The following is a 20348-nucleotide window of genomic DNA, read 5'->3' as shown; positions in this document are numbered from 1 at the left end:
GATTTGATAATAAGTAAGTTGCCGAATAAACCAGTCTAGCAGGGCCATGATTTTACGGGCCACCGGCTCTTGTGGCTGGGCGTGGGGCCGCGTGAGCTGGCGCAACAGATTCAGTCCGTAGCGGCTCAGGCTTGTGGCCCGGCAGCCGTGATTTTTGCGTGGAATGGCCTTGATTTTGCCGTGGGCCATCGTGCCCACGCCCAGACATAGCGCGTAGGCCAGGCTGACCAGAGCCACGAGCTTGCGCAGCTTCTGGTGGCAGCATAAGTGGGTGGCTTCCAGGTTAAAGCCGCGTCCTTTCAGGTTCTGAAAGCACTGCTCAATCGTCCAGCGGCTGGCGTAGAGGCCGCCCAGGTTGCGCAAGCCGGGCGCGGCGAAGAGAAACAGAAACTCCGTGTCGGCCAGCCGCTTGACCCAGACCTGTCCCCAGACCCCAGCCACTTGGCAATGCAGAAAATGCCGCTGCTGCCCTACGGCAAGGCCCAGGGCCGTGACGGCCTGCCGTCGGCCACTAGCAAAGGTGATTTGGTGGTGCTTGGGCAGGCGCATTACAAAAGGCAATTTATTCTTCCGTAGCCAGTTAAGCCAGACATGGCCCACAAACTCCCGGTCCCCCACCACCAGCCCGATGCGGTCGCGGCCCAGCACCTGTACGCAGATTTTGAGCAGGGCAATACGGTCGGCCGCACTGGAGTTCCCGCTGCGGTTGTCGAGCAGTTCCCAATAGAGCGGCAGTTGAAAGTCGCCTCGGCCTACGGTCACGAGCAGGATATTGACCTGGCAGCGGCCGAAGTCCCATTCGGTGCGGTCCAGGCACAGGCGCAGTTTGCCCGTGGCGGGCAGCAAGCGCAGCAGCAGGTGGGCCAGCACCAGATAATTCAGGTCCACCTGCCGAAAAAAGTCCTGAATGCGGGTTTCATTCGAAGCGATTTTCACCGCGTCATTCAGGTGCTGGGCTACCTCGCAAAATTGGACGTTGCGGCTTTTGAGCAGGGCGATAACAAACTGGCTGACAAACTTTTGCCGGGACAGATGGGGCACTAGCTGGACGCGACGCAAAAGCGTCGTAATTTTGGCAATGAGGCTTGGCTTCACGGGGCAGGACGGACAATGGTGTGTAGGAACCCCAAAGGTCGGACTGCCCCGTTTTTATGCCCTAAAGTTTAGTAGGGTAGAGTGGTCGATGACTTATTCGATGAAGCGTGTGCGGTCGGCTTGTCGCAGTATCGGCAGCAGTGCTTTTTCGTGGGCCGCGATTTAGATGACCACAGCCCGGTCGCCTTCCAGCAAAAGCAGGAGGAAATGCGGCAGCGACTAGAAAAGCGCGACATTGGCGCAGTGCTGTTGCTGCCGGTGCAGTGCATCGAGCACTGGCTCTGGTACCTGAAATGGCACCGGGACAACCCCGGTCAAAACAAGAATATTAACCTGGAAACGCAGCCCCGCCCCGAAGCTAAGCAAGCGGTGTATGATGCCCGAAAATGCTCAACCAAGCATTCCAACCCAATTGTGGAGCAGTTGGCCGCCGGAATGGACATTGCCTGGCTAGCGAGTCGCTCGGCCAGTTTCCTGGCCTTTCACACACAGGTTCAGCAGTATCTGGCAACGCTGTAGCCTTCCGCATCGCCCTGCAAGCACCTGTGCAGAAAAAAGCGGGTATTGGGCAGTTGCTTCGGTCTGACCTTATTTGTTTCACGATTAATCGTTCGCCACCAGTGGTCGAACGCGCGGCTTGGGGCCGGCCAGCGCCATTGGCTGACGACTGCCGGTCGTGTCGGTCAACGCCACCAAAAAGGCTTTCAGGTCGGCTACGTCGTGCGGGGTGAGGTGCAGCTTATCGGGGGGCAGGGTTTGGTTCTCCACCGCGATGCCCAGTCCGAGGCCGCCGCCCTGGTTATAAAAGTCAATTACTTCCTCCAGGGTGCGGTACTGGCCATTGTGCATGTAAGGCGCCGTGAGGGCCACGTTGCGTAGGGTGGGGGTTTTGAAGGCGTTGCGCAGCGGGGCCAGCTTGGTCAGGGCGTAGCGGCCGGGGTCGGGGTCGAGTTGCCGGGAGCCGGGGCGGGTGGGCACGCCCAGCACTTCGGCTTCCGAGTCCTGGAACGTGGGTGGCACGGTGCCATTGGTGAGGGGTAGAAAATGGCAGGTAGCGCACCGGGCGCGGCCGGCGTAGAGGTTGAAACCCCGCACGGCGGCCGGGCTGAGCACGGCTCCGGTCTCGCCGCGCACGTAGCGGTCGAAGGGCGAGTTGAGGCGCACGAGGCTGCGCTCGTAGGCCGCCACCGCGTTTTGGATGCGCACCGGGCTCACCAGCGCCCCGCCCGCCGTAGCGGCTTCGGGAAAGGCCCGTCGGAATTGCGCGGTGTAGCGCGGCTGCTGCGCCAGGCGGCCAGCGGCTTCGTCCAGCGAGCCGTGCATCTCGTCGCGGTTGCCGATAACATCAACGGCCTGATTTTCCAGGCTGGGCGACCGCAGGTCGTAGAACTGCCCGGCCTGCAGCCCGGCGTTGAGGATGGTGGGCGTGTTGCGGCGCAGCGTGCCGCCGCTGAGGGTGGCGCTCAGCGCCAACCCATCGGTAAAGGCCCGGCCGGGCTGGTGGCAGGAGGCGCAGGAGCGCCCGCCGCCGCCGCTCAGCACCGGGTCGTGGAAGAGCTGCCGGCCCAGCGCCACCTTGGCGGGGTTGCTGAACCACTGCCGGTTGCCGGTGTAGAAGTCAGGGTTGAAAATATTGGCGTCGAACAGCGTGGCCGCTTCGGAGCGCAAGGCCCGCAGCTCGCCCGGAAACGGTGCGATGCCCAGCTCCTGCTGCCGGGCCAGCAAGTCGCGGCCCAGCGGGTTGGCGTGGTCCCGAACAAAGGCCAACCGGTCGAAAGAAGCAAAATCCTGGTTCTGCCGCAGGGCCGCCCGCGCCCCCGCCAGCCGCACCAGCAGCGCGGGCTTGGAAGGGCCATCCGGCAGGAAATATAAGCGTAATGGAGTCTCCAAAGCGGCCAGCGCCGCGTCGCTTTCGGCCAAGGTTGCCGCAGGAGAAAGTGGTGTGTCGAACCCGGTAATGCCCAACGCCACGACCCGAAACACCTGCTGCCGCAGCGCATCGAACACGTGGGCATCGGTGAATTCCTGGTCGTCCCAGGACAGCTGCAGCGAGCGCACCTGCCGGCGCAGGCGCAGCGCCTGTCGTCGTAGCTCGCTGCGGCCGGCCGAATCCTGCGCGGCCGGGGCCGGGTCGGGGTAGAGCAGCGGCTCCAGCACCTGCAGGCCCGCCGGCTCGAAGAGCTTGGTTTCCTCTACTTCCACTTCGGCCACCGGCGCACCGTTTACCAGCCGGCTGGTGGCAGGCAGGAAGTATTCGGTGAAAGGCTCGACGCGCTTGTAGGCCAGCCGGCAGCGCCGAAAGGCCTGACGCAACGAATCGGTGGGCAAGGGCTGCGGAACGGGGCGTTTGCTCAGGGGCAGCAGCTCGTCGTCGACCAAAGCCAGCAAGCGGGTTAAGTCGCGGGCCACGGCGGCTTTCACCCGCGCGGGCCGGGAGCCGGCCTGCTGGGTGGTTTGCCCGGTGGCGGGCAGCGCCGCCGTGGTAGCTTGCTCAGAAGTGGCTGGCGTGCAGCAGCTCAGCAGGCTGGCCAGCGTTGCAGCGCTCAGGCTTAGGGACTGAAATAGAAGACGTTTCATAGCAGAAAAAATACGGGCCGACTGGCTTGCCGCAAACAAAACACCCCCCGCCGCAGCTGGCAGGGGGTGGTGCAAACCGGGGGCGGGCCCGCGGTTTACGGTTTACTTAGCCACCCCGCGCAAGATGACGACCTGGCCGCCTTCAGCGTTGGTGTTGGCCGCCGCGCCCGACCCGTCGGCGTTGCGAAACTTGGGGTCCTGCCAGGTATGGGGATGGATGTTCACCAGGAAGGTGTTGGGCTTATTCACCAGGTCGCTGATGTCGTACATTGCGCCGTACTCCCACGAGCTTTTCGACAGAGAGTTGCTGGGGTTGTATTTGGCGTTGAAGGTTGCGTCGGTGCGGCGGTGGTCCATTTCAAGCATGGCCTTGGCCCGCTGGCCGGGGGCGTTGATGGCCCACTGCCAGATGCGCCCGTCGTGGTCCGTATCGCGGTAGAACGAGTCGCCGTCTTCCTGAATGTAGACGTAGTTATCGGTCACGCAAATGTTGTCCGGGTTCACGATGTAGCGGCCCGGCTCGGTGCCGCCGTCCACTACCACTTCCAGCTTGGCTGGGCCCACAGCGTTGGTGGCGTTCAGGTTCAGCTTGTACACGCGGCCCCACATGGTTTTGCCGGCTACGGGGGTCACCTTGTCGGCCTGGCTCACGCCGGTAGCCGTGAAGTAGATTTCGCGGTTGTTGGCGGCGCTGCCTTTGCGGTAGTCCAGGTCCTCCACACGGGCCAGCTGCAAGGCGCTGTTCGTCACCGAGAAAGCGGCAATCTGGGCACCGGTCATCGAGCTTACGCCCGGTATTTCCACCCACTCCACGTCGTAGGCGGTGCCAGTGCTCAGGCTGGTTTCCACGGGGTCGCCGTTGGGGCGCTTCATCATGTAGAGCTTGCCGTTTTCGAGGTCGCCGGGCGTGTTGCTCACGTACAGCAGCACCTGCCCGTCAGTGTTGTCTTCGCCAATAATGATGACCGTTTTGCCGGGGTAGGCCTGCTTGTTGAGCGGCACGGCATTCTCCATGCTGGCCTTGCCCAAGGCGGGCTTGCGGCGGCCGGAATTGGTTTTGTCCAGCGGCCCCACCGGGTCGATGGCGTGCACCATGCTCTCGGCCCCGCTTTCGCCGGCGGTCAGGAACATGGCCCGCGGAAAGCCGTGCTCTTCGGGTGTGGCCAGCGTAGCCGAGCACAGGCGGGTGGTGCCGCCGTTGTAGTCCACGATGTACTCGCCCTTCACCGGCTTGAAGGTTTTGTCCAGGTACACGCGCGACACCGACTGCGAGATTTCGTGGTTGTTTATCAGCACGAAGCCTTCGCCGGCGGGGTTGCGCAGGAGGCCCGCCCCATCGGGCTGCGGGCCGAATACGAAGCCGGGCGACTCGCTCAGCACGTCGTCCGACGAAATAAGCGGCAGAATTTGCAGGCTCTCGAAGCCAGGCATAACCTTCACCAGGGCCGGGGTTACGGAGTGGGCTTTCAACTCAAGCGAGCTGGCGGGGGTGGTGTCGCCGTCGTTGTCGTTGCAGGCAACTAAAACGGGGAGTAGTCCAAGCGTGCCCAGGCGGGCAGCGCGTAGTAGCGTAGCGGATTTCATAACCAAGTGAAGGGGCTAAAGCCAGAGATGAAACAATGCCCCAAAGGTCTCTGAGCAATATTAACCCAACATCACGCACTGATTATGAAAACCCTAGCGCTTGTATTCAGCGCCCTTTTTCAACGTGGCTACTTCCCATTCCGAGCCACCACAAACATGCGGTCGCCAAACCGCCCGGTCAGCTTGTTTAAATAATACGTAGGGTATTGGCCGGCCAGCTTGCCCGCCTTTTCCACTAGGCTGCCGCCCAGCCGGATGTTTTTGGGTGGCTTCACCGGGTTCAGCAGCTCCACTACTTCAAAGCCCTGCTTTTGCAGCATTTTGGTGATGGTGGCCGGCGTGAATTCGAACAGGTGGTAGGGCGGAATGTCCATCTTGCGCTCCTTGCCCAACGCGCCGTAGGCCGCAAAGCCCAGGCGCACGGTTGGTAAATTCAGCGTGGCGGGCAGGGCCAGCACCAGCAGCCCGCCCGGCTCCAGAATGCGGTGGAACTTGGCCAGCGTGGCGGCGGGCGAGAGCAGATGCTCCAGTACGTCGCCCATGTAGGCCAGGTCGAACTGATTTTCGTGGAAGTCCTCGGTGGTTTCGATGTTGCCCGTGACCACGGGCAGGTGCAGCTCGCGGCGGGCAAAGTCGGCGGCGTGCGCCGAAATTTCGAGGCCGTGCACCTCCCAGCCCAGGTTCTCCAGGCTTTTGAGGGTGTAGCCGGGGCCACAGCCCACGTCGAGGTACCGGAACTTGCGGCCGGGGTACTTGGCCAGGATGTAGTTCGTGAACTTGTCGGGCCGCACCTGGTTTAAAGCAGCCTGCTTCTGGCCTTCTTCGATGAAAACAACCTCCTGCTGGGTGCGGTCGTAGTTGGGGCGCTCCGTGAAGTAGTCCTTGCCATACAGCCGTTCCAGCTGCGCGGGCGTGGGCTGCGGGTCCAGAAACATCAGGGCGCAGCGGCGGCATTGGGTGCCTTGCAGCCGTTGGCCTTCAAATTCGTAGTAAAAGGGCAGCTTCTTAAAATCCGAGCCGCCACACAAGTCACAGGTACGCATGGCGCAAAGGTAGGGGCGGGGGGCACCTGACCGACCGTTCGCACCGTTCGCACCGTTGTTTAGTTAACCAACGTTAACTGGTCACCAACGGGCGGATGCCACCCGTTCCTACACAAATTCACCGACGGGCGGGAGCAACCCGCCCCTACAACTATGCTCGACGTTCTCATCATCGGCGCCGGCCCCGTGGGCATTGCCTGCGCCCTCGAAGCCCAGCGCAAAGGCCTCACCGCAGCCATTGTCGAAAAAGGCGCACTGGTCAACTCCATTGTGGGCTACCCCACCAATATGGAGTTTTTTTCCACGCCCGAGCTGCTCGAAATTGGCGGCTACCCGTTTCCCACGGCCCACTACAAGCCCCTGCGCGAAGACGCGCTCGACTATTACCAGCGCGTGGCCCGCAGCGAAAAGCTGACTATTCGCCTGCACGAAACCGTGCTGCGCATGACCGGGGAGCAGGGCAATTTCCTGGTCGAAACCGATAAGGGTCAAATCCCAACCCGCAATGTGGTGGTGGCCACCGGCTTCTACGACCTGCCCAACCCGCTGGGCGTGCCCGGCGAGGATTTGCCGCACGTCAGCCACTACTACAAAGAGCCCTACCGGCACGTTCTGCAAAACGTTGTCGTCATTGGAGCCAAAAACTCCTCTGCCAAAGCCGCTCTGCAGCTCACCCGCGCCGGCGCCACCGTCACGCTCATCGTGCGCGGCTCCGCCATCAGCGACAGCGTGAAGTACTGGATTCGCCCCGACCTCATCAACCGCATTGCCGAAGGCCGCATCACGGCGCACTTCAATGCCTCCATCACTGCCATCCATTCCGACGCCGTGGACATCCGCACGCCCGACGGCCCGCTCACTATTCCCACCACGTTCGTGTACGCCCTCACCGGCTACCACCCCGATGAGGCCCTGCTCGGCCGCCTCGGCGTGGAGCCCGACCCCGCCGACGAAGCCCGCGCCCCTCTCTTCGACCCCGCTACTCACGAAACCACCCGGCCCGGCCTGTTCGTGGCCGGCACCGTGTGCGGCGGCCGCGCCACCAGCCGCTGGTACATCGAAAACGGCCGCCACCACGCCCAGCTCATCGCCGCGCACCTGGCTGCACAAGTATTTAGCCTTTAGCTTTCAGTTTCTGGCCGCCAGGGGTTTGTATCACTATCAACGTATTATGCAGGAGTTCTGCATCGATTATTCAGGGTGAGCTACTTAACCTGATTGGAACAATAAAAACAAGGCAGCTTATGAACCAGAAGCTGCCTTGTTTTACAAGCCCGACCAAGATATAGGGTACGACTAAAACGCGGTGTAAGTGGTAGTAGCCGTCGACACGACAGTGGCGCCAGATACAGTCTGCGTGGTTGTCGTTTTCAACTACATGGAAGTGGCCGTCAGCTTTAGAATGTCGGCCGTGATGGTGTTGCCCGTAGTACCAGCTGGCACCGAGGGGTCAACTATTGTAATCTTGGTTTCGGCGGAATTAAATGACCAATTGCCTTTTTTCGATTGCGGGGTGCTGGTCGAGCATTTGGTAGCACCTTCGTCGTAAACACCTGTCAGGTCCGAGTTGTATTTGAGGAAATTATCTCGCTGGCAGTTGGAGCGGCTGGTGTAGCCGTTCACAGTAATAGTTTGTCCAGCAAACGCTGTCGCTCCGACAATCGCCGAAACGCGCCACTTCGGAGTGGTCAGCACCTTTGCATTGACGGATAAGGTGGGTGCAGCGGGAGTCGGGTCGTTATTTTCGCCGCAGCCAGTCACAGCCATTAGCAGGGATGCGCTTAGCAGTAGAGTGGAAAAGCGGCTTGTTCGGGCAAGCAGGTAAAGGTATAAGTAATTGACAGGCCACGGCCGACCGTTCGGCATCCTGTGTGGTGGCCGCGCCACCAGCCGCTAGTTTACCGGAAACGGCCGGTGCCACGCCCAGCTCATCGCCGCGCGCCTGGCCGCGTGGGTAGTAGTGAGTTGAAAACGAAAAGGCTGCTCCATTTGGAGCAGCCTTTTCGTTTTGGAGTGGCAGTGTTTCGTTAGCGCGCCGTAAAAGTCAGCTCACCGGCCACGCCGGGGCCACCGGCGTTGGGTTCGCTCAGCACCAGCGAAGTAGCGGAGAGAGTCGTGATGTTGCCTTCCGTAACGTCGCCGTCTGGGTCGGTGAGTTTCAACTTAGTTTCATTGGTAGTGAATTCCCATTTGCCGGATGCGGACTGCGGCTCGGATTGGTCGCACCTAACAGCGCCTTGGTCAAAAGTAGCCGACTTGTTTGCGTTGAACTTAATAAAGTCATCCTTGTCGCAAGCATCAAGAAAGGCATAAAAGCTTTGTCCACCCACCTTAATATCCGTCAGGCGCCAGCTTTTAGCCGTCAGCAGGTCGGTTTTGGTGGGTTCGGGTTTGGGCTCGCTGTCTTTTTTGCAGCTTACCGTCAGCGCCGCCATGGCGGCTAGCAGGACGTAAGTAGAAAGGCTTTTCATCAGGGAGAGGAATAAAACCCAAAGCATTGTGCTCAGGTATCAGCAAATCTAACTACTCAATCACCAAATAAGCTAGCCATTGGATTGGGCAATTACTGCCCTGCTGTCTGCCCAACGGCCCTGAACGCAAACAAGCGCCTTCCCGGGCAGGAAGACGCTTGTTGCAGGCCGGAAAAATCGGTTCAGTTACGGGAATTGCACGCCGCGGTAGGTGGTGGGGTCCACGCCGGGCACGGCCGCGCCATACGTAGCGTTGATGACCTTAATTATCTCATTAGCAATAACTGCGTAGCCGCGAGGCGTGGGGTGCACACCGTCGAGCGAGAACAGGTTGCCCGAAACGAAAGCGGCGCTGTTGCCCACCCCGTTCACTACGATGCCATTGCGGGCCACGCCGTTGAAGAACGTGTTGGCATCGAAAACGGCGAGTCCTTTGCTCTGGCCCACTTCTTTGATGATGTTGTTCAGTTCAGTGGTCCGGGCCTGCACGGCGGCGACTTCCGCTGCATCTAGCACGAAGCGGCTGGGCAGGGCGTTGGGCGGGGCCACGGCCGCCAGGCCACCCGCCTGGGCCGGGGCCAGCCCGGTGATGGAGATGCCCACGCCTACTGGAAAGGGGTTGGCCGTGGTGGAGGGCGTGTTGATAACGCCGCTGGACGTGAGCAGCAAGAGGTCGGCGGCGGTGGCTTCACGCGCTCCGGTTGCCGTTTCGATGAAGAAGCCAAAGCGAATAGTAGCGGCCTGTGCCGGCGTCAGGCTCAGGCCGGCCGTGAGTTGAGCGGCCAGCGTTGGCGGCACGGCACCGGCGCGCACCTGGCCAATGACGGCGGCCGTGGGCACGGTGGTAAACAGCGGCACGTTGGCCACGTTCGGAATGGTAATCACCACGCCTTTGGCGCCACCGGCGGTCAGCACGTTCGTGATGTCGGTGTACTTCGCCCGGAAATCAGCGGGGTCGGAGAGCGGGGCGGCCGTGCCGCCGGAGCTGGCGTAGCCCAGCACATCGTTATTGCCCAGCCAGTTGGTGAAGAACGTTGGCTTGATGGTAGCCACCCGCTCCTGCACGTACTGGGTGTAGGAACGCGGGTCGTTGGCGGCCAGCAGGCGCTCGAAGTAGGGGTTGAAACCGAGCGGGTTGTTGAAGCCATAGCCTGGGGTGGCGATGTCGGCCACGCGAATGCCGGGCACGCCCAAGTTCTGGTTATCGGAGCCGGTGAAGCGCACCAGCAGCGGCGTGCGGCCATCGGCGCCGAGGCCTACCACACCGTTGGGCGCTACCTGGCCCAGCACGGGCGTCCCGGCTGGGGTGAAACTCGCAATGCGCAGAAAACCACTGCCATTTGCGTTGGCTTCTGGAAACACGGGTTGGACGAAATTGCCGCCGCCTACTTGCTGAAACTGCCCGGCCAGGATGGCCGGAAACGACTGCAACTGGCCTTCGCGGTACACGCCGTTATCGCCAAAACCCGCTGTGAGCGAGTTGCCGACGGCGATGTAGCGGCTGAAGTCAGCCTGGCCGGCGCTGGACTGCGGGTCGTCGTTCAGGTCGGGCTGGCAGCCGCCGAGCACGAGGCCCAATAGCGCCAGAAACGGCGCGGAACGTTTGAAAATAAGGTTCATACGAACAGGATACTAGCGAAGTGAGACTTAGAAATTGTAGCGCAACCCGATGCCGGGAATGCTGACGTTGGTGCGGTAGGTGCCGGCCACGCGGTCCGTAGTGCCGTTATTGAGCAGGTCGGCTTCGGTTTGGGTGCGCTTGAGAATGGCCTGGAACATAAAGGAAGCATCCACGCCAAAGTTCTCGGTGATGTTGTAGCCCACGCCGGCCGTGGCGATGATGCGGTTGTTGTCTGGGGTTTCGGGCGTTACGTAGCCGTCTTTCACCGGGGTCATATCGTAAGCACCGCCCAGGCGCAGGGCCAGCTTGTCGTTCACTTTGTACTGGCCACCCACACGGAAGGTCAGGGCGTCCTCATACGAGCGCTTCGACTCGGAGAACGTGCCGGCACCAACTTGCGCGGGAGCGCCGTCTTTCTTAAAATCGAAGCGCAGTGAGCGGTACTCGCTCCACTGCGTGAAGTTTACATCGAGGCCTATGGTGAGCTTGTCGGTGGGCATGATGCCCAGGCCCACGTTGAAGGTGGCCGGCAGGGGCAAGGTGGCGTCGAACTTATCGCCCACAAAACGGCCCTGCAGCGCGGGCGTAATGCCCGATACGGTAACATCGCCGCCTCTTACCTTGGCGTCAATCTTGGAGCGGTAGCTCAACCCCACGCTCAGCTTGTCGGAGGGCTTGAAGAAAATGCCGGCATTCACGCCGAAACCGGTTTTGGTTTTGCCATCCAGCTCAATCTTGCCTTCGGCCGAAGGCAGAGGCACGACGCGCTGTAGGTTCACCGAGCCAGTCGTAAGAATCATCAGGCCGGCGCCCACGCTCAGCTGGTCGGTGAGGGCGTAGCTGACGGTAGGCTGCACGTAAATAGCGCGCAACGTGATTTCGGAGAGCGCAAAGCGGCCTTCCCAGCCGTCTTCGTACTTCAGCGTCGAGCCATAAGGCGTGTACACCGAGATGCCGGCGCGGAACTTACCCTCCTTCGGGCCAAAGCTAGCGTAGAGGTTGAACGGCGTGACGGTGGTATTTTCGAGCTGACGCTGCTCGCCGCCGGCAATGGGCCGGAAGGCCAGCCGGGCGAAGGTAGCGCTCACGCCCACCTGAACGCCGTTCTGGCGCAGCATGGCCATGGCACCGGGGTTCATGAACTGCGCGGCCTGTTCCATGGAGAGGCCTACGCCTACTCCGCCCATGCCAATGCTCTGCTGGCTGGGCAGGTAAACCTGGAAGCCGCCTGCGTTGGCGCTCGACGCGCCGACCAGGATTGCCCCGCCCGCAAGGAGTAGTGTTTTTACCTTCATATTAATACTGGAAATTTAGGGTGGTTGGGATGTAGGGCTAAAAGTAACGGAAAATTTCAAGTGAAGTGTTAGGCTAGCCGAATAATTTATCCCCTCTGCAATCGTTTGTTAGCGCATTCGCCTGCCGTGACGCCAATCCGTACCTTTACGCCCATGATTCTTCGCGCCGACCACCTCGTTAAAAAGTACAAAGCCCGCACCGTAGTCAACGACATGTCGGTCACGGTGGAGCAGGGCGAAATTGTGGGCCTGCTGGGGCCCAACGGAGCCGGCAAAACCACCTGCTTCTACATGATGGTGGGCATGGTGAAGCCCAACGCGGGCCGCATTTTTCTCGACGACACCGAAATCACGACCATGCCCATCTACCAGCGGGCGCGGTTGGGCGTGGGCTACCTGGCGCAGGAAGCCAGCGTGTTCCGCGACCTGAGCGTGGAGGAAAACATCATGGCCGTACTCGAAATGACGAGTATGAAGAAGGATGCCCGCCGCGACAAAGTGGAGGAAATGCTCGAAGAGTTCAGCCTGACCCATGTGCGCAAAAACCTGGGCAAGGTGCTGAGCGGCGGCGAGCGGCGGCGCACCGAAATTGCCCGCGCCCTGGCCGTGGACCCCAAATTTGTGCTGCTTGACGAGCCCTTCGCCGGCGTCGACCCCATCGCCACCGAAGAAATCCAGGGCATCGTGTCCAAGCTCAAGGGCCGCAACATTGGTGTCCTCATCACCGACCACGACGTGAATTCCACCCTCAGCATCGTGGACCGCGCCTACCTGCTTTTCGAAGGCAAGCTCCTGAAAGCGGGCACCGCCGAAGAGCTGGCCAGCGACGAAACCGTGCGCCGCGTGTACCTGGGCAAAAACTTTGAGCTTAAGCGGGCCGTGTAATTTTTGAGGATGTGGGAATGTGGGAAATATGAAAATGCGGGTAGTTGTGCTGGCTTGGAGTAAGAGCTGAAAACCAATTTTATTGTGGGCAAAAGAGGGACCTTCGTGCCCAAGATGGCAAAAGGCTTGCGATGCACTTTTCGCATTCTCGCATTTCCATATTCTTCACATTTTCCACATTAAGTAAGAATAGATGCTCGACCAGCTTCTTGCCACCGCCGTTCAATGGAGTAGCTTGCCTCGGCTGGCTCGCCTGCGCCAGCAGCCGCTGGAGGTGCAGGCCAAACTGCTGGGCGGGTTGCTGAGCCGGGCCCAAGGCACCGAGTGGGGCCGGCGCTACGGCTTTAACGAACGGCTGACGCCGGCCGAGTTTGCCCGGCGCGTGCCCGTGAGCACCTACGAGCAGCTGTATCCGGAAATAGAAAAGGTGCTGCGCGGGCAGCCCGACGTGCTCTGGCCCGGCCGACCGCAGTGGTTCGCCAAATCGAGCGGTACTACCAACGACCGCAGCAAGTACATTCCCGTCACGGCCGAAGCCCTGCGTGAGTGCCACTACCGGGCCGGACGCGACATGCTGGCCCTGGCCACGCACTTCTACCCCCAGGAGCGGTTGCTCACCGGCAAAACCCTGTCGCTGGGCGGCGCCCACTCGGCCAATCCGTTTCGGCCCCAGGAGCCCGATTCCCGGACCGGCGACGTGTCGGCCATCATCATGCAGCAGCTGCCGTGGTGGGCCGAGCAAATGCGTACGCCACCGCTGGCGCTGGCCTTGCTGGAGGAGTGGGAGGAGAAAATCGAGCGCGTTGCCGCCCACGTGCTCACCCAGGATGTGCGCGTGCTGGCCGGCGTGCCCACCTGGATGGTGGTGTTGCTGCGCCGCGTAGTGGCCCTGGCCGGCGTGCCCGACATCACGCACGTGTGGCCGCACCTGCGGCTGTTTCTGCACGGCGCGGTGGCGTTTGGGCCCTACCGCGAGTTGTTTCGCCAGCTTATTCCCGATGCGCGCATGCGCTACCTCGAAATTTACAGCGCTTCCGAAGGCTACTTTGCCCTGCAGGACCAGCCCGACAGCGAAGACCTGCTGCTGCTGCTCGACCACGGTATTTACTACGAATTCCTGCCCGCCGACCAGTGGGCCAGCCCGGCCCCGCAGCCCGTGCCGCTGGCTGCCGTGGAGCTGCACCGCCCCTATGCCTTGGTTATCAGCACCAACGCCGGCCTGTGGCGCTACCTCGTGGGCGATACGGTGCGCTTTACCTCGCTGGCCCCGTACCGCGTGCGCATCACGGGGCGCACCAAGCACTTCCTCAATGCCTTTGGCGAGGAAGTGGTGATTGAGAACGCCGAGGCAGCCGTGGTGGCGGCCAGCCAAGCCGTGGGCCGGGCGGTGTGCGACTTCACGGCGGCCCCCGTTTGGTTTGCGGCTGATAACTCCTCGCGGGGTGGGCACGAGTGGGTTATCGAATTTGCCCCCGGCGACGGCCAACCCAATCTCGCCACTTTCGGGGCTGTGCTTGACACCACGCTTTGCGAGGTGAACTCCGATTACGCCGCCAAGCGGCACCGCAACCTGGCCCTGGCCCCGCCCCAACTGCACGCCGTGCCGGCCGGCACGTTTGAGGCGTGGCTAGCCGGAAAAGGCAAGCTGGGCGGCCAGCACAAAGTGCCGCGCCTGCTCAACTCGCGCGGGGTGCTCGAAGCCGTGCTGGCAGTTGCCAAACCGCGCCGCGTGAACGAATCGTAAGTGTCTGCTCCTAAGTTGGCTGCTTCCTGCCCGAGCGAAACCACTGGTTCGTTTGCAGCGGTAGCAGACGGGTGAAAACGAAGCTGCTTTATATTAAAGAACATTTAGTAATATTACGGCAATATTCCCGCCCTTATGCCCTACAGTCCTGTTGCTCCCGCGGCCAAGAAATCGGCCTATCAGCGTCCGTATAAGTCTCGCCGTCAGCGCCGTGAGGTTGACCGGCGCAAGCACGATGAGGCCAAAGGCAGCCGGTTTTTGATTCGATTCGGCATTGCCATCGCTATTTTGGTAACGATTACGGTAACGTTTGCGGTGACTGGCTTATCCGAAACCGGCAACGAATCAGCCCGTACCAGCGTCCGCAAGTAGCGCCCGCGTCCGGCCCCGCTACCGCTACTCGTTCAAAAGGCCGCCAAACAGGCCGCCGCTTTCCTTTTGGGCATTGCCCCCGGCTGGTGCCAGCGCTTGAATGAGCTTTTTGACGGGCATGGACTGTATCCATACGCGGCCCGTACCCCGGAGCGTGGCCAACATCAAGCCTTCGCCGCCAAAAATCATCGATTTCAGGCCCCCAGCGCGGGCTATACTGAAATCAATGCTGGGCTCAAAAGCCACCACGCAGCCGGTGTCGACGCGCAGCAGCTCGTTATTCAGCTGCTTTTCGATGATGGTGCCGCCGCCATGTACGAACGCCTTGCCGTCGCCGGTGAGCTTCTGGAGGATAAAGCCCTCGCCGCCAAATAAGCCCGCCCCAAATTTCTGGTTGAAGTGCAGGCTGATTTTGGTGCCCCGCGCCGCCGCCAAAAACCCATCTTTTTGCACAATGAGCCCATTGGGCATGTCGCCGAGGTTGACGGGGATGATGGTGCCGGGGTAGGGCGCTGAGAAAGCCACCCGGCTTTTGCCGTAGCCGCCGCGGTGCGTGAAGTGGGTAATGAAGAGGGACTCGCCGGTAATGAGCCGCGTGCCAGCCGAGAAGAGCTTGCCCATAAGGCCCTGGTCGGGCGCGGAGCCATCCCCCATCTTGGTTTCGAACGCGATGCCTTCCTCCATGTACACCATAGCGCCGGCTTCGGCAATCACGGTTTCGTTGGGGTCGAGCTCAATTTCCAGTACCTGGATGTCGGAACCCAGAATGCGGTAGTCAACGTCGTGGGAAAGCATGGCGAAAAGGAATGATGGTTGCTGCGCCCAAAGGTAAAGGCACGGGCGTATTTCACCAGGCCCTCATCCTGTAACAGGTCTTACGCCCTCAGCCGCTGGCGCGCGTCTCTGACGCGTGGCTTGCTGGCTTGGCGTTTCCAAACGCCGTGGTTCGCCCCGGCTGGTTTCGTCGGCCCCGCGCGTCAGCGGCTGAGGGCGTAAGTCCTATGTAAGTTTCAGGATATAATTTTCAAGCACAATAGCGTTGAGCGAGGAGTTTTAACTAACTTCATAGTTGTAACAAAACCCGCTGTCGCCATGCTCCACCAAAGACTGTTTTTTCTGAGCTGCTGCCTCGTTTTACTCCTGCTCAGTGCCTGCGCTGGCCCTGGCGCTGCCACCCGGGCTGAGGCCCGTGGGTTTTGGAAACCCAACCGTTACGACCGCGACGGGCTGGCAAAAGGTCGCTGGCGCACCTACTACGACGACGATGCTAAGCGGCAGCCCTTCACTACGGGGCAGTACCGCCACGGCCGGCCGGTGCGCACCTTCCGCTACTTCTCGCCCACCGGGCAGCTCGACCGTTCTGAGCGCTACGGCCGCGAAGGGTTTTGCGAAGTAACGTACTGGTATCCTGATGGAAAAGTGGCCCGGCGCGGCAAGGCGCAGTGGGTGACCGGCGGCAGCGGCGCGCGCTTCTACTGGTTCGGCCCCTGGACGAGCTATGCGGAAGACGGCCAGATAACATCCGTTCAAACCTATACCGACGGCACCCTCACCCGCGCCGAAACCTATGAAAACAGCCAGCTGACGCAGGCGGAAAACTACCAGAAAAATCTTCGTACCCGCACCGAAACCTACCAGAACGGCCAGCTTCAACGGGTAGAAAACTTTGAAAACGGCCGGCTCGTCAGCTCTTCCACCACGCTTTAGCGCGGATTCGGAAAGGCATTACTCGTCGTCCGGAAGGTTGGCGCGGGTTTTAGCGGCATTGGATTCGGGCGCGGGCTTTTTGCGCTTGGCCTCGCGGCTGGTGCGCTTCATGAAATCCTCGTCGGTTTCCTCCGGGTCGGGCGCGTGCTCGGCGTCGGCAATGGGAAAGGCCTCGTCCTCGGTTTCGTCGGGCGCGGGCTTTTCGCCGAACTGGCCGGCCCGGTCCACCAGTTTTTTATCGCGCACGTGGCGTCCCAAAAACTGGTTTATTTCTTCGATGCTGTAATTGGAAGTGATTTCGCCCAACGGGTTCACGCCAATTTCAAAGCCGTCCAGCTCTTTATGGACGCGGGCCTTTTTTTCGGGGTCCTGGGTTTTCGACTTGGGTTTTACGGGTTTCTTGGCCATGATGCGGAACGGTTGAGGCAACTGCTGTCGCAACACTTTACGCGAAGTAGCGCGCGGAGGTGGCCCGATTGAGGGCCAAATAAGCAAAAAAAGAGGGCTGGCCCTGGCCAACCCTCTTTCTGCTGCTGCGCGGGCAGCCCAAAACGCATTACTCCACCGTGATGCGCTGGCTTAGCGTGCCGCAACGCAAAACGTAGATGCCGGCGGGCAAGCTAGTCAGTGGCATCACCGCCTCCGCACCGTCCGTGGGGGCAAGCTGGGAATGTACCAGCCGGCCCACCGCGTCGAACAGCTGCAAGGGGGCCGTGGGCGCATTGCCCAGCACCAGCACCCGCATCGCGTTGTGGGCCGGGTTGGGGTAGGCCACCAGCTGGGCCGGGCGGCTGGTTCCGGCAAAGGAAATCACGCGCACGGGCGAGTAGCTCGCCGTGCCGTCACGGTCTACCTGGCGCAGGCGGTAGAACCAGGTGGTAGGCCGCAGGCCCGCGCCTTTGTCCGTGTAGGCATAGCTGGTGCGTTGCGAAGTCGTGCCTTGGCCCGTCACGAAATACACTTTCGCGAAGGCTTTGCCATCGGCCGAGCGCTCAATGTCGAAGCCGGCGTTGTCCTGCTCCTGCGCCGTGGCCCAGCGCAGCAGCGCGTTGGTGCCGGCCGCCAATGCAGTGAAATCAACCAGCGTTACCGGCAGCGGTACCTCAACGGCAAAGGAGCGGAAAGCCGCCTCGGTGGCAGTGCCCATTTTAGGGGCCGTAGAGGGCGCGCCGCCGTACGTCGGGTCGTAGAGGTCGACCAGGCCATTGAAGTTGTCGTCGTGGTAATACACATTGCCCCGCTCCAGGAAGTTGGGAATGCCGTTGGCGTTGGCATCCTGCAGAAACAGCGACAGCACGCTGGCGTTGCCATCGGCGTCATTGGTAATGGGATAGTAGCCGGATTTAGTGGGGTTCAATGTCGCGAAGACGGCGGCTTTGGCCACTATTTCTGACCCCGAAACCCCGTCGCTGCCAATAGCAAAGCCTTCGGACCAGTCGGCCGTTTGGCGGTAGACAAGTATCTCCGATTTGCCAGCGTTGTCACCGTCCGAGTCGGTGGCAAACATATCAATGGCGCCCGTCCCGTCCGAATTTACCGGCGTACCAATGGCCGTGCCGCCGTTGCCGGGGTCGTAGGCATCGCGCAAGCCGTTTCTGTCGGTGTCGGTAGTGAAGTTGGCCTGGGCCTTGCGGATGTCGTAAGCAGCCGTGGTCTGAAACTCTATCTCGTCGCTGATGCCGTCGTTGTCGGAGTCAATGTCGAGGAAGTTGTAGAGCCTGGCCGTATTGCTGCCGGCGGTACGAGTGTCCGAATCGGCATCATCAGCCGCATTTTGAACCAATGCCGTTCGCAAGGTGCCGCTGTCGTTGTTGTTCGACTCCGCCGCGTTGGGAATACCATTGGCGCCCACGGCACCGATGTACCGGGATGCAGCCGCGCTGTAGCTGCTTCGGTTGTTGTTTGCAGCGGTTCCGCGCGCATACGTTGGCACCACGTTGCTATTGGCCTCCACCGCGTCGGGGATGCCGTCGCCGTCGGCGTCCAAATCAAAGTGGTTGGGAATGCCGTCGTTGTCAGTGTCGAAAATGTCGTTGATGCCGTCCCGGTTCAGGTCGATGTAGCCGCCCAGAATCGGATGAATGTAGGCCGCGTCGAGGTAAACCAGCACGCCGCTTGGCCCCACGAGCTGCGGGTCAACGCCAAAGGTCTCCGTCAGGTCCAGGATGCCGTCGTTATCATCGTCCAGGTCAATCGGGTCACCAACCAGGTCGTTGTCGTTGTCGCACAAAAACTCGTAGGTAAACACCTGGTCGATGGGCGTAATGAAGCCGTACGTCCAGGTATTCATCGTGATGTTGTTGCCAACGTCGTTGGTGGCATCGCCCCAGCGGTGCACGCCCGGCGTCGAGTCGGCGCCGTTGAGGCGAACCCGTTCGTTTTCGGGCGTGCCGGCAGCATCAGGAAACAGGCTGTTAGGTAGGTTGGTATCGTCCCAATAAAGCCGGTCGAAGAACGTGTTGCCGCCGGAAGAGGGGCGCACGTTTTGAACGCGCAAGCCGTCGTCGTTGCCCTCCGCGTCGTACAAAGGGTAGTTCACCGGCGCCCCGGTGCTGGTGAAGGACAAGGTGATTTTGACGTTGGGGCCCGGCGCGACTACCGCATTGAGCCGGTCCCGGCCGTTCCAGAGCAGCGTAGCGGGGACGTTGGACTGCACCGTTTGCGTGAGCAGCACGTCGATGTCGTCCTGAATGCCGTTGTTATTCAGGTCGATGAGCACATTCACCGAGCCGTTTTCGCCGCTGGTTGTGGTGAATGCGGCCGAACCGGTGGCATTGAGGGGGTTGCAGAAAAACTGCGCCGTGCGGCTAAACACCGGCACCGGCGCGCTGGGCCACAAGGTGATGTCCGGGTCGTTCACAAAGTTGAGGTATTCCGCGTAGCCGCCCGTGCCAGTCGTGCTTTTCCGGCTCTCCGTAAAATCGGTGGATGCAGTACCGGAGCCTTTGGCATTGGCCACGAAAAAGAAGTTCAGCGGCCGCATGCCCGCCAGCTCTACTTGCTTCACGTAGTATTGGCCGGCGGCGGGGCTGGGCACCAGCGTAAACATGTTGAACGTGGCCGACAGGCGATTTAGAAACGCCGACCCCGTCGAGCGGCCCGACGTAAAGGCCCAGAACTTGCTGAACAGCCGGCCTTTCTGCTCCTGGTCGGAGGCATTCTTTACGGTGAAGTCCCAGAAATCATAAAAGGACTGCTTGCCATCGGCAGATAATCCCGCTTCGCCAACCTGGGTCATTTCCACCCAGTAGTCACGGGTTCCGGTTTGGCTGGCCGGGTAGGTAATGGTCAGGGCGTCGTAGCCGGTGGGGTTGGTAGCGGTTTTTGGGCCCGCCAGGTTCTGTGCCGCGTCGTCAATCACCCCGTTTTGGTCGGGGCTCAGCTGCGCATTGAAGGGGTTGGTGCCCGTAGCCGTGACCAGCGTTGTGGTCTGGCTCTGCTCCAGGCCAAATTCGTCAACCCACTTCACCGTAATAATGACGTTGTTTTGGTTGATATTCAGGCCGGTAGTAGTGCGTTGCAAGCCGTAGTACAGCGTTTCGCCGGGCTTCATCCGCACATACATGCGCTGCTCGTCGGGTGCGTTCGGCTTGAGAAAGAGCTGCGAAACCGGATTCGGCGAATTAGAGTCGTGAATCAGATATCCTGCTCGGGTATTCGTGGCCGACGTCAGGTTCTCGGTGGTGCCCGGATTGTTGGGGGTTAGTTGCTTGGAGCCTTCAGCCCGCACGGTGGGGCTGTTGTTCAGGCCGGTTATCAGGAGTGCGGCTAGCGCAGTCCAAACTCGTAAGTTGTGTTTCATGTAAGGTAGCAGGGTAGGGGGTGAGTAGAATTTTAGGCGTTAGTACAGCCCATCGCGAACCAAATTGGCAACTTGTGCCTGGAGCACGACGCGCGCTTTGTCTTAGAGGGAACGGAGTTATTTACAATTTTTTACCCATAGGCTGATATTGA

17 protein-coding genes are annotated in these 20348 nt (G+C 60.9%); 6 read left to right on the top strand and 11 right to left on the bottom strand.

Annotated elements, in window-relative coordinates; all coding sequences use genetic code 11:
- On the bottom strand, window positions 1–1095 hold a 1095-nt coding region (locus GM79_RS09300; RefSeq protein ID WP_035562703.1), incomplete at its 3' end, for an IS4 family transposase.
- A 150-nt stretch (window positions 1096–1245) separates the two neighbouring features.
- Between GM79_RS09300 and GM79_RS09295 the strand changes: the two genes are divergently transcribed.
- Window positions 1246–1614 (top strand): hypothetical protein, encoded by a 369-nt coding sequence (locus GM79_RS09295; RefSeq protein ID WP_161787151.1) that lies wholly within the window; start codon window positions 1246–1248, stop codon window positions 1612–1614.
- Window positions 1615–1698: 84 nt separating this feature from the next.
- On the opposite strand, the gene GM79_RS09290 is transcribed toward GM79_RS09295, so the two are convergent.
- The 3 genes from GM79_RS09290 to GM79_RS09280 all read right to left on the bottom strand — a co-directional run bounded on the left by GM79_RS09290 (window position 1699) and on the right by GM79_RS09280 (window position 6299).
- Window positions 1699–3672, bottom strand: a complete 1974-nt coding sequence (locus tag GM79_RS09290) for a cytochrome-c peroxidase (RefSeq protein ID WP_051718699.1) — start codon at window positions 3670–3672, stop codon at window positions 1699–1701.
- 102 nt (window positions 3673–3774) lie between these two features.
- The gene (locus GM79_RS09285; protein ID WP_035562700.1) at window positions 3775–5256 is read right to left on the bottom strand and encodes an alkaline phosphatase PhoX; all 1482 of its coding nucleotides are present in this window, start codon (window positions 5254–5256) and stop codon (window positions 3775–3777) included.
- Window positions 5257–5384: 128 nt separating this feature from the next.
- Window positions 5385–6299: a class I SAM-dependent methyltransferase gene (locus GM79_RS09280; protein ID WP_081867656.1), complete on the bottom strand. Its 915-nt coding sequence runs from the start codon at window positions 6297–6299 to the stop codon at window positions 5385–5387.
- A 153-nt stretch (window positions 6300–6452) separates the two neighbouring features.
- Between GM79_RS09280 and GM79_RS09275 the strand changes: the two genes are divergently transcribed.
- Complete coding sequence (locus GM79_RS09275; protein WP_035562693.1) at window positions 6453–7424, top strand: YpdA family putative bacillithiol disulfide reductase; 972 nt, start codon at window positions 6453–6455, stop codon at window positions 7422–7424.
- 249 nt (window positions 7425–7673) lie between these two features.
- Here GM79_RS09275 and GM79_RS24780 read toward each other — a convergent pair whose 3' ends face one another.
- From GM79_RS24780 to GM79_RS09255, 4 genes are all read right to left on the bottom strand, one after another.
- On the bottom strand, window positions 7674–8066 hold the full coding sequence (locus tag GM79_RS24780; protein WP_152559919.1) for a hypothetical protein: 393 nt from the start codon (window positions 8064–8066) through the stop codon (window positions 7674–7676).
- Between the two features lie 260 nt (window positions 8067–8326).
- Window positions 8327–8770 (bottom strand): lipocalin family protein, encoded by a 444-nt coding sequence (locus tag GM79_RS09265; RefSeq protein WP_035562689.1) that lies wholly within the window; start codon window positions 8768–8770, stop codon window positions 8327–8329.
- A gap of 186 nt (window positions 8771–8956) precedes the next feature.
- On the bottom strand, window positions 8957–10390 hold the full coding sequence (locus GM79_RS09260; protein WP_035562686.1) for a hypothetical protein: 1434 nt from the start codon (window positions 10388–10390) through the stop codon (window positions 8957–8959).
- Window positions 10391–10417: 27 nt separating this feature from the next.
- A complete protein-coding gene (locus tag GM79_RS09255; protein WP_035562682.1) occupies window positions 10418–11686 on the bottom strand; it encodes an OmpP1/FadL family transporter in 1269 nt (422 codons plus the stop codon).
- 153 nt (window positions 11687–11839) lie between these two features.
- On the opposite strand from GM79_RS09255, the gene lptB reads away from it, so the two are divergent.
- The 3 genes from lptB (at window position 11840) to GM79_RS09240 (ending at window position 14687) form a co-directional block, all read left to right on the top strand.
- Window positions 11840–12571 (top strand): LPS export ABC transporter ATP-binding protein, encoded by a 732-nt coding sequence (gene lptB / locus GM79_RS09250; protein ID WP_035562679.1) that lies wholly within the window; start codon window positions 11840–11842, stop codon window positions 12569–12571.
- Window positions 12572–12764: 193 nt separating this feature from the next.
- On the top strand, window positions 12765–14315 hold the full coding sequence (locus tag GM79_RS09245; protein ID WP_035562677.1) for a GH3 auxin-responsive promoter family protein: 1551 nt from the start codon (window positions 12765–12767) through the stop codon (window positions 14313–14315).
- Window positions 14316–14450: 135 nt separating this feature from the next.
- On the top strand, window positions 14451–14687 hold the full coding sequence (locus GM79_RS09240) for a hypothetical protein (protein WP_035562674.1): 237 nt from the start codon (window positions 14451–14453) through the stop codon (window positions 14685–14687).
- 24 nt (window positions 14688–14711) lie between these two features.
- Here the strand turns inward: GM79_RS09240 and GM79_RS09235 are convergent, their stop codons facing one another.
- Window positions 14712–15482, bottom strand: a complete 771-nt coding sequence (locus tag GM79_RS09235) for a TIGR00266 family protein (protein ID WP_035562670.1) — start codon at window positions 15480–15482, stop codon at window positions 14712–14714.
- A gap of 297 nt (window positions 15483–15779) precedes the next feature.
- Here GM79_RS09235 and GM79_RS09230 point away from each other — a divergent pair, with 297 nt between their 5' ends.
- Window positions 15780–16394: a toxin-antitoxin system YwqK family antitoxin gene (locus tag GM79_RS09230; RefSeq protein WP_035562666.1), complete on the top strand. Its 615-nt coding sequence runs from the start codon at window positions 15780–15782 to the stop codon at window positions 16392–16394.
- Between the two features lie 18 nt (window positions 16395–16412).
- Here GM79_RS09230 and GM79_RS25765 read toward each other — a convergent pair whose 3' ends face one another.
- A complete protein-coding gene (locus GM79_RS25765; RefSeq protein ID WP_035562715.1) occupies window positions 16413–16802 on the bottom strand; it encodes a hypothetical protein in 390 nt (129 codons plus the stop codon).
- A gap of 148 nt (window positions 16803–16950) precedes the next feature.
- On the bottom strand, window positions 16951–20196 hold the full coding sequence (locus tag GM79_RS22900; protein WP_051718698.1) for a T9SS type A sorting domain-containing protein: 3246 nt from the start codon (window positions 20194–20196) through the stop codon (window positions 16951–16953).
- Window positions 20197–20348 lie beyond the last annotated feature (152 nt).

The organism is Hymenobacter sp. IS2118, assembly GCF_000715495.1.
In the GTDB taxonomy this organism is placed as follows: Bacteria; Bacteroidota; Bacteroidia; order Cytophagales; family Hymenobacteraceae; genus Hymenobacter.
Note: the sequence above shows the minus strand (reverse complement) of the source record. Positions and strands in the feature narration are given on the sequence as shown.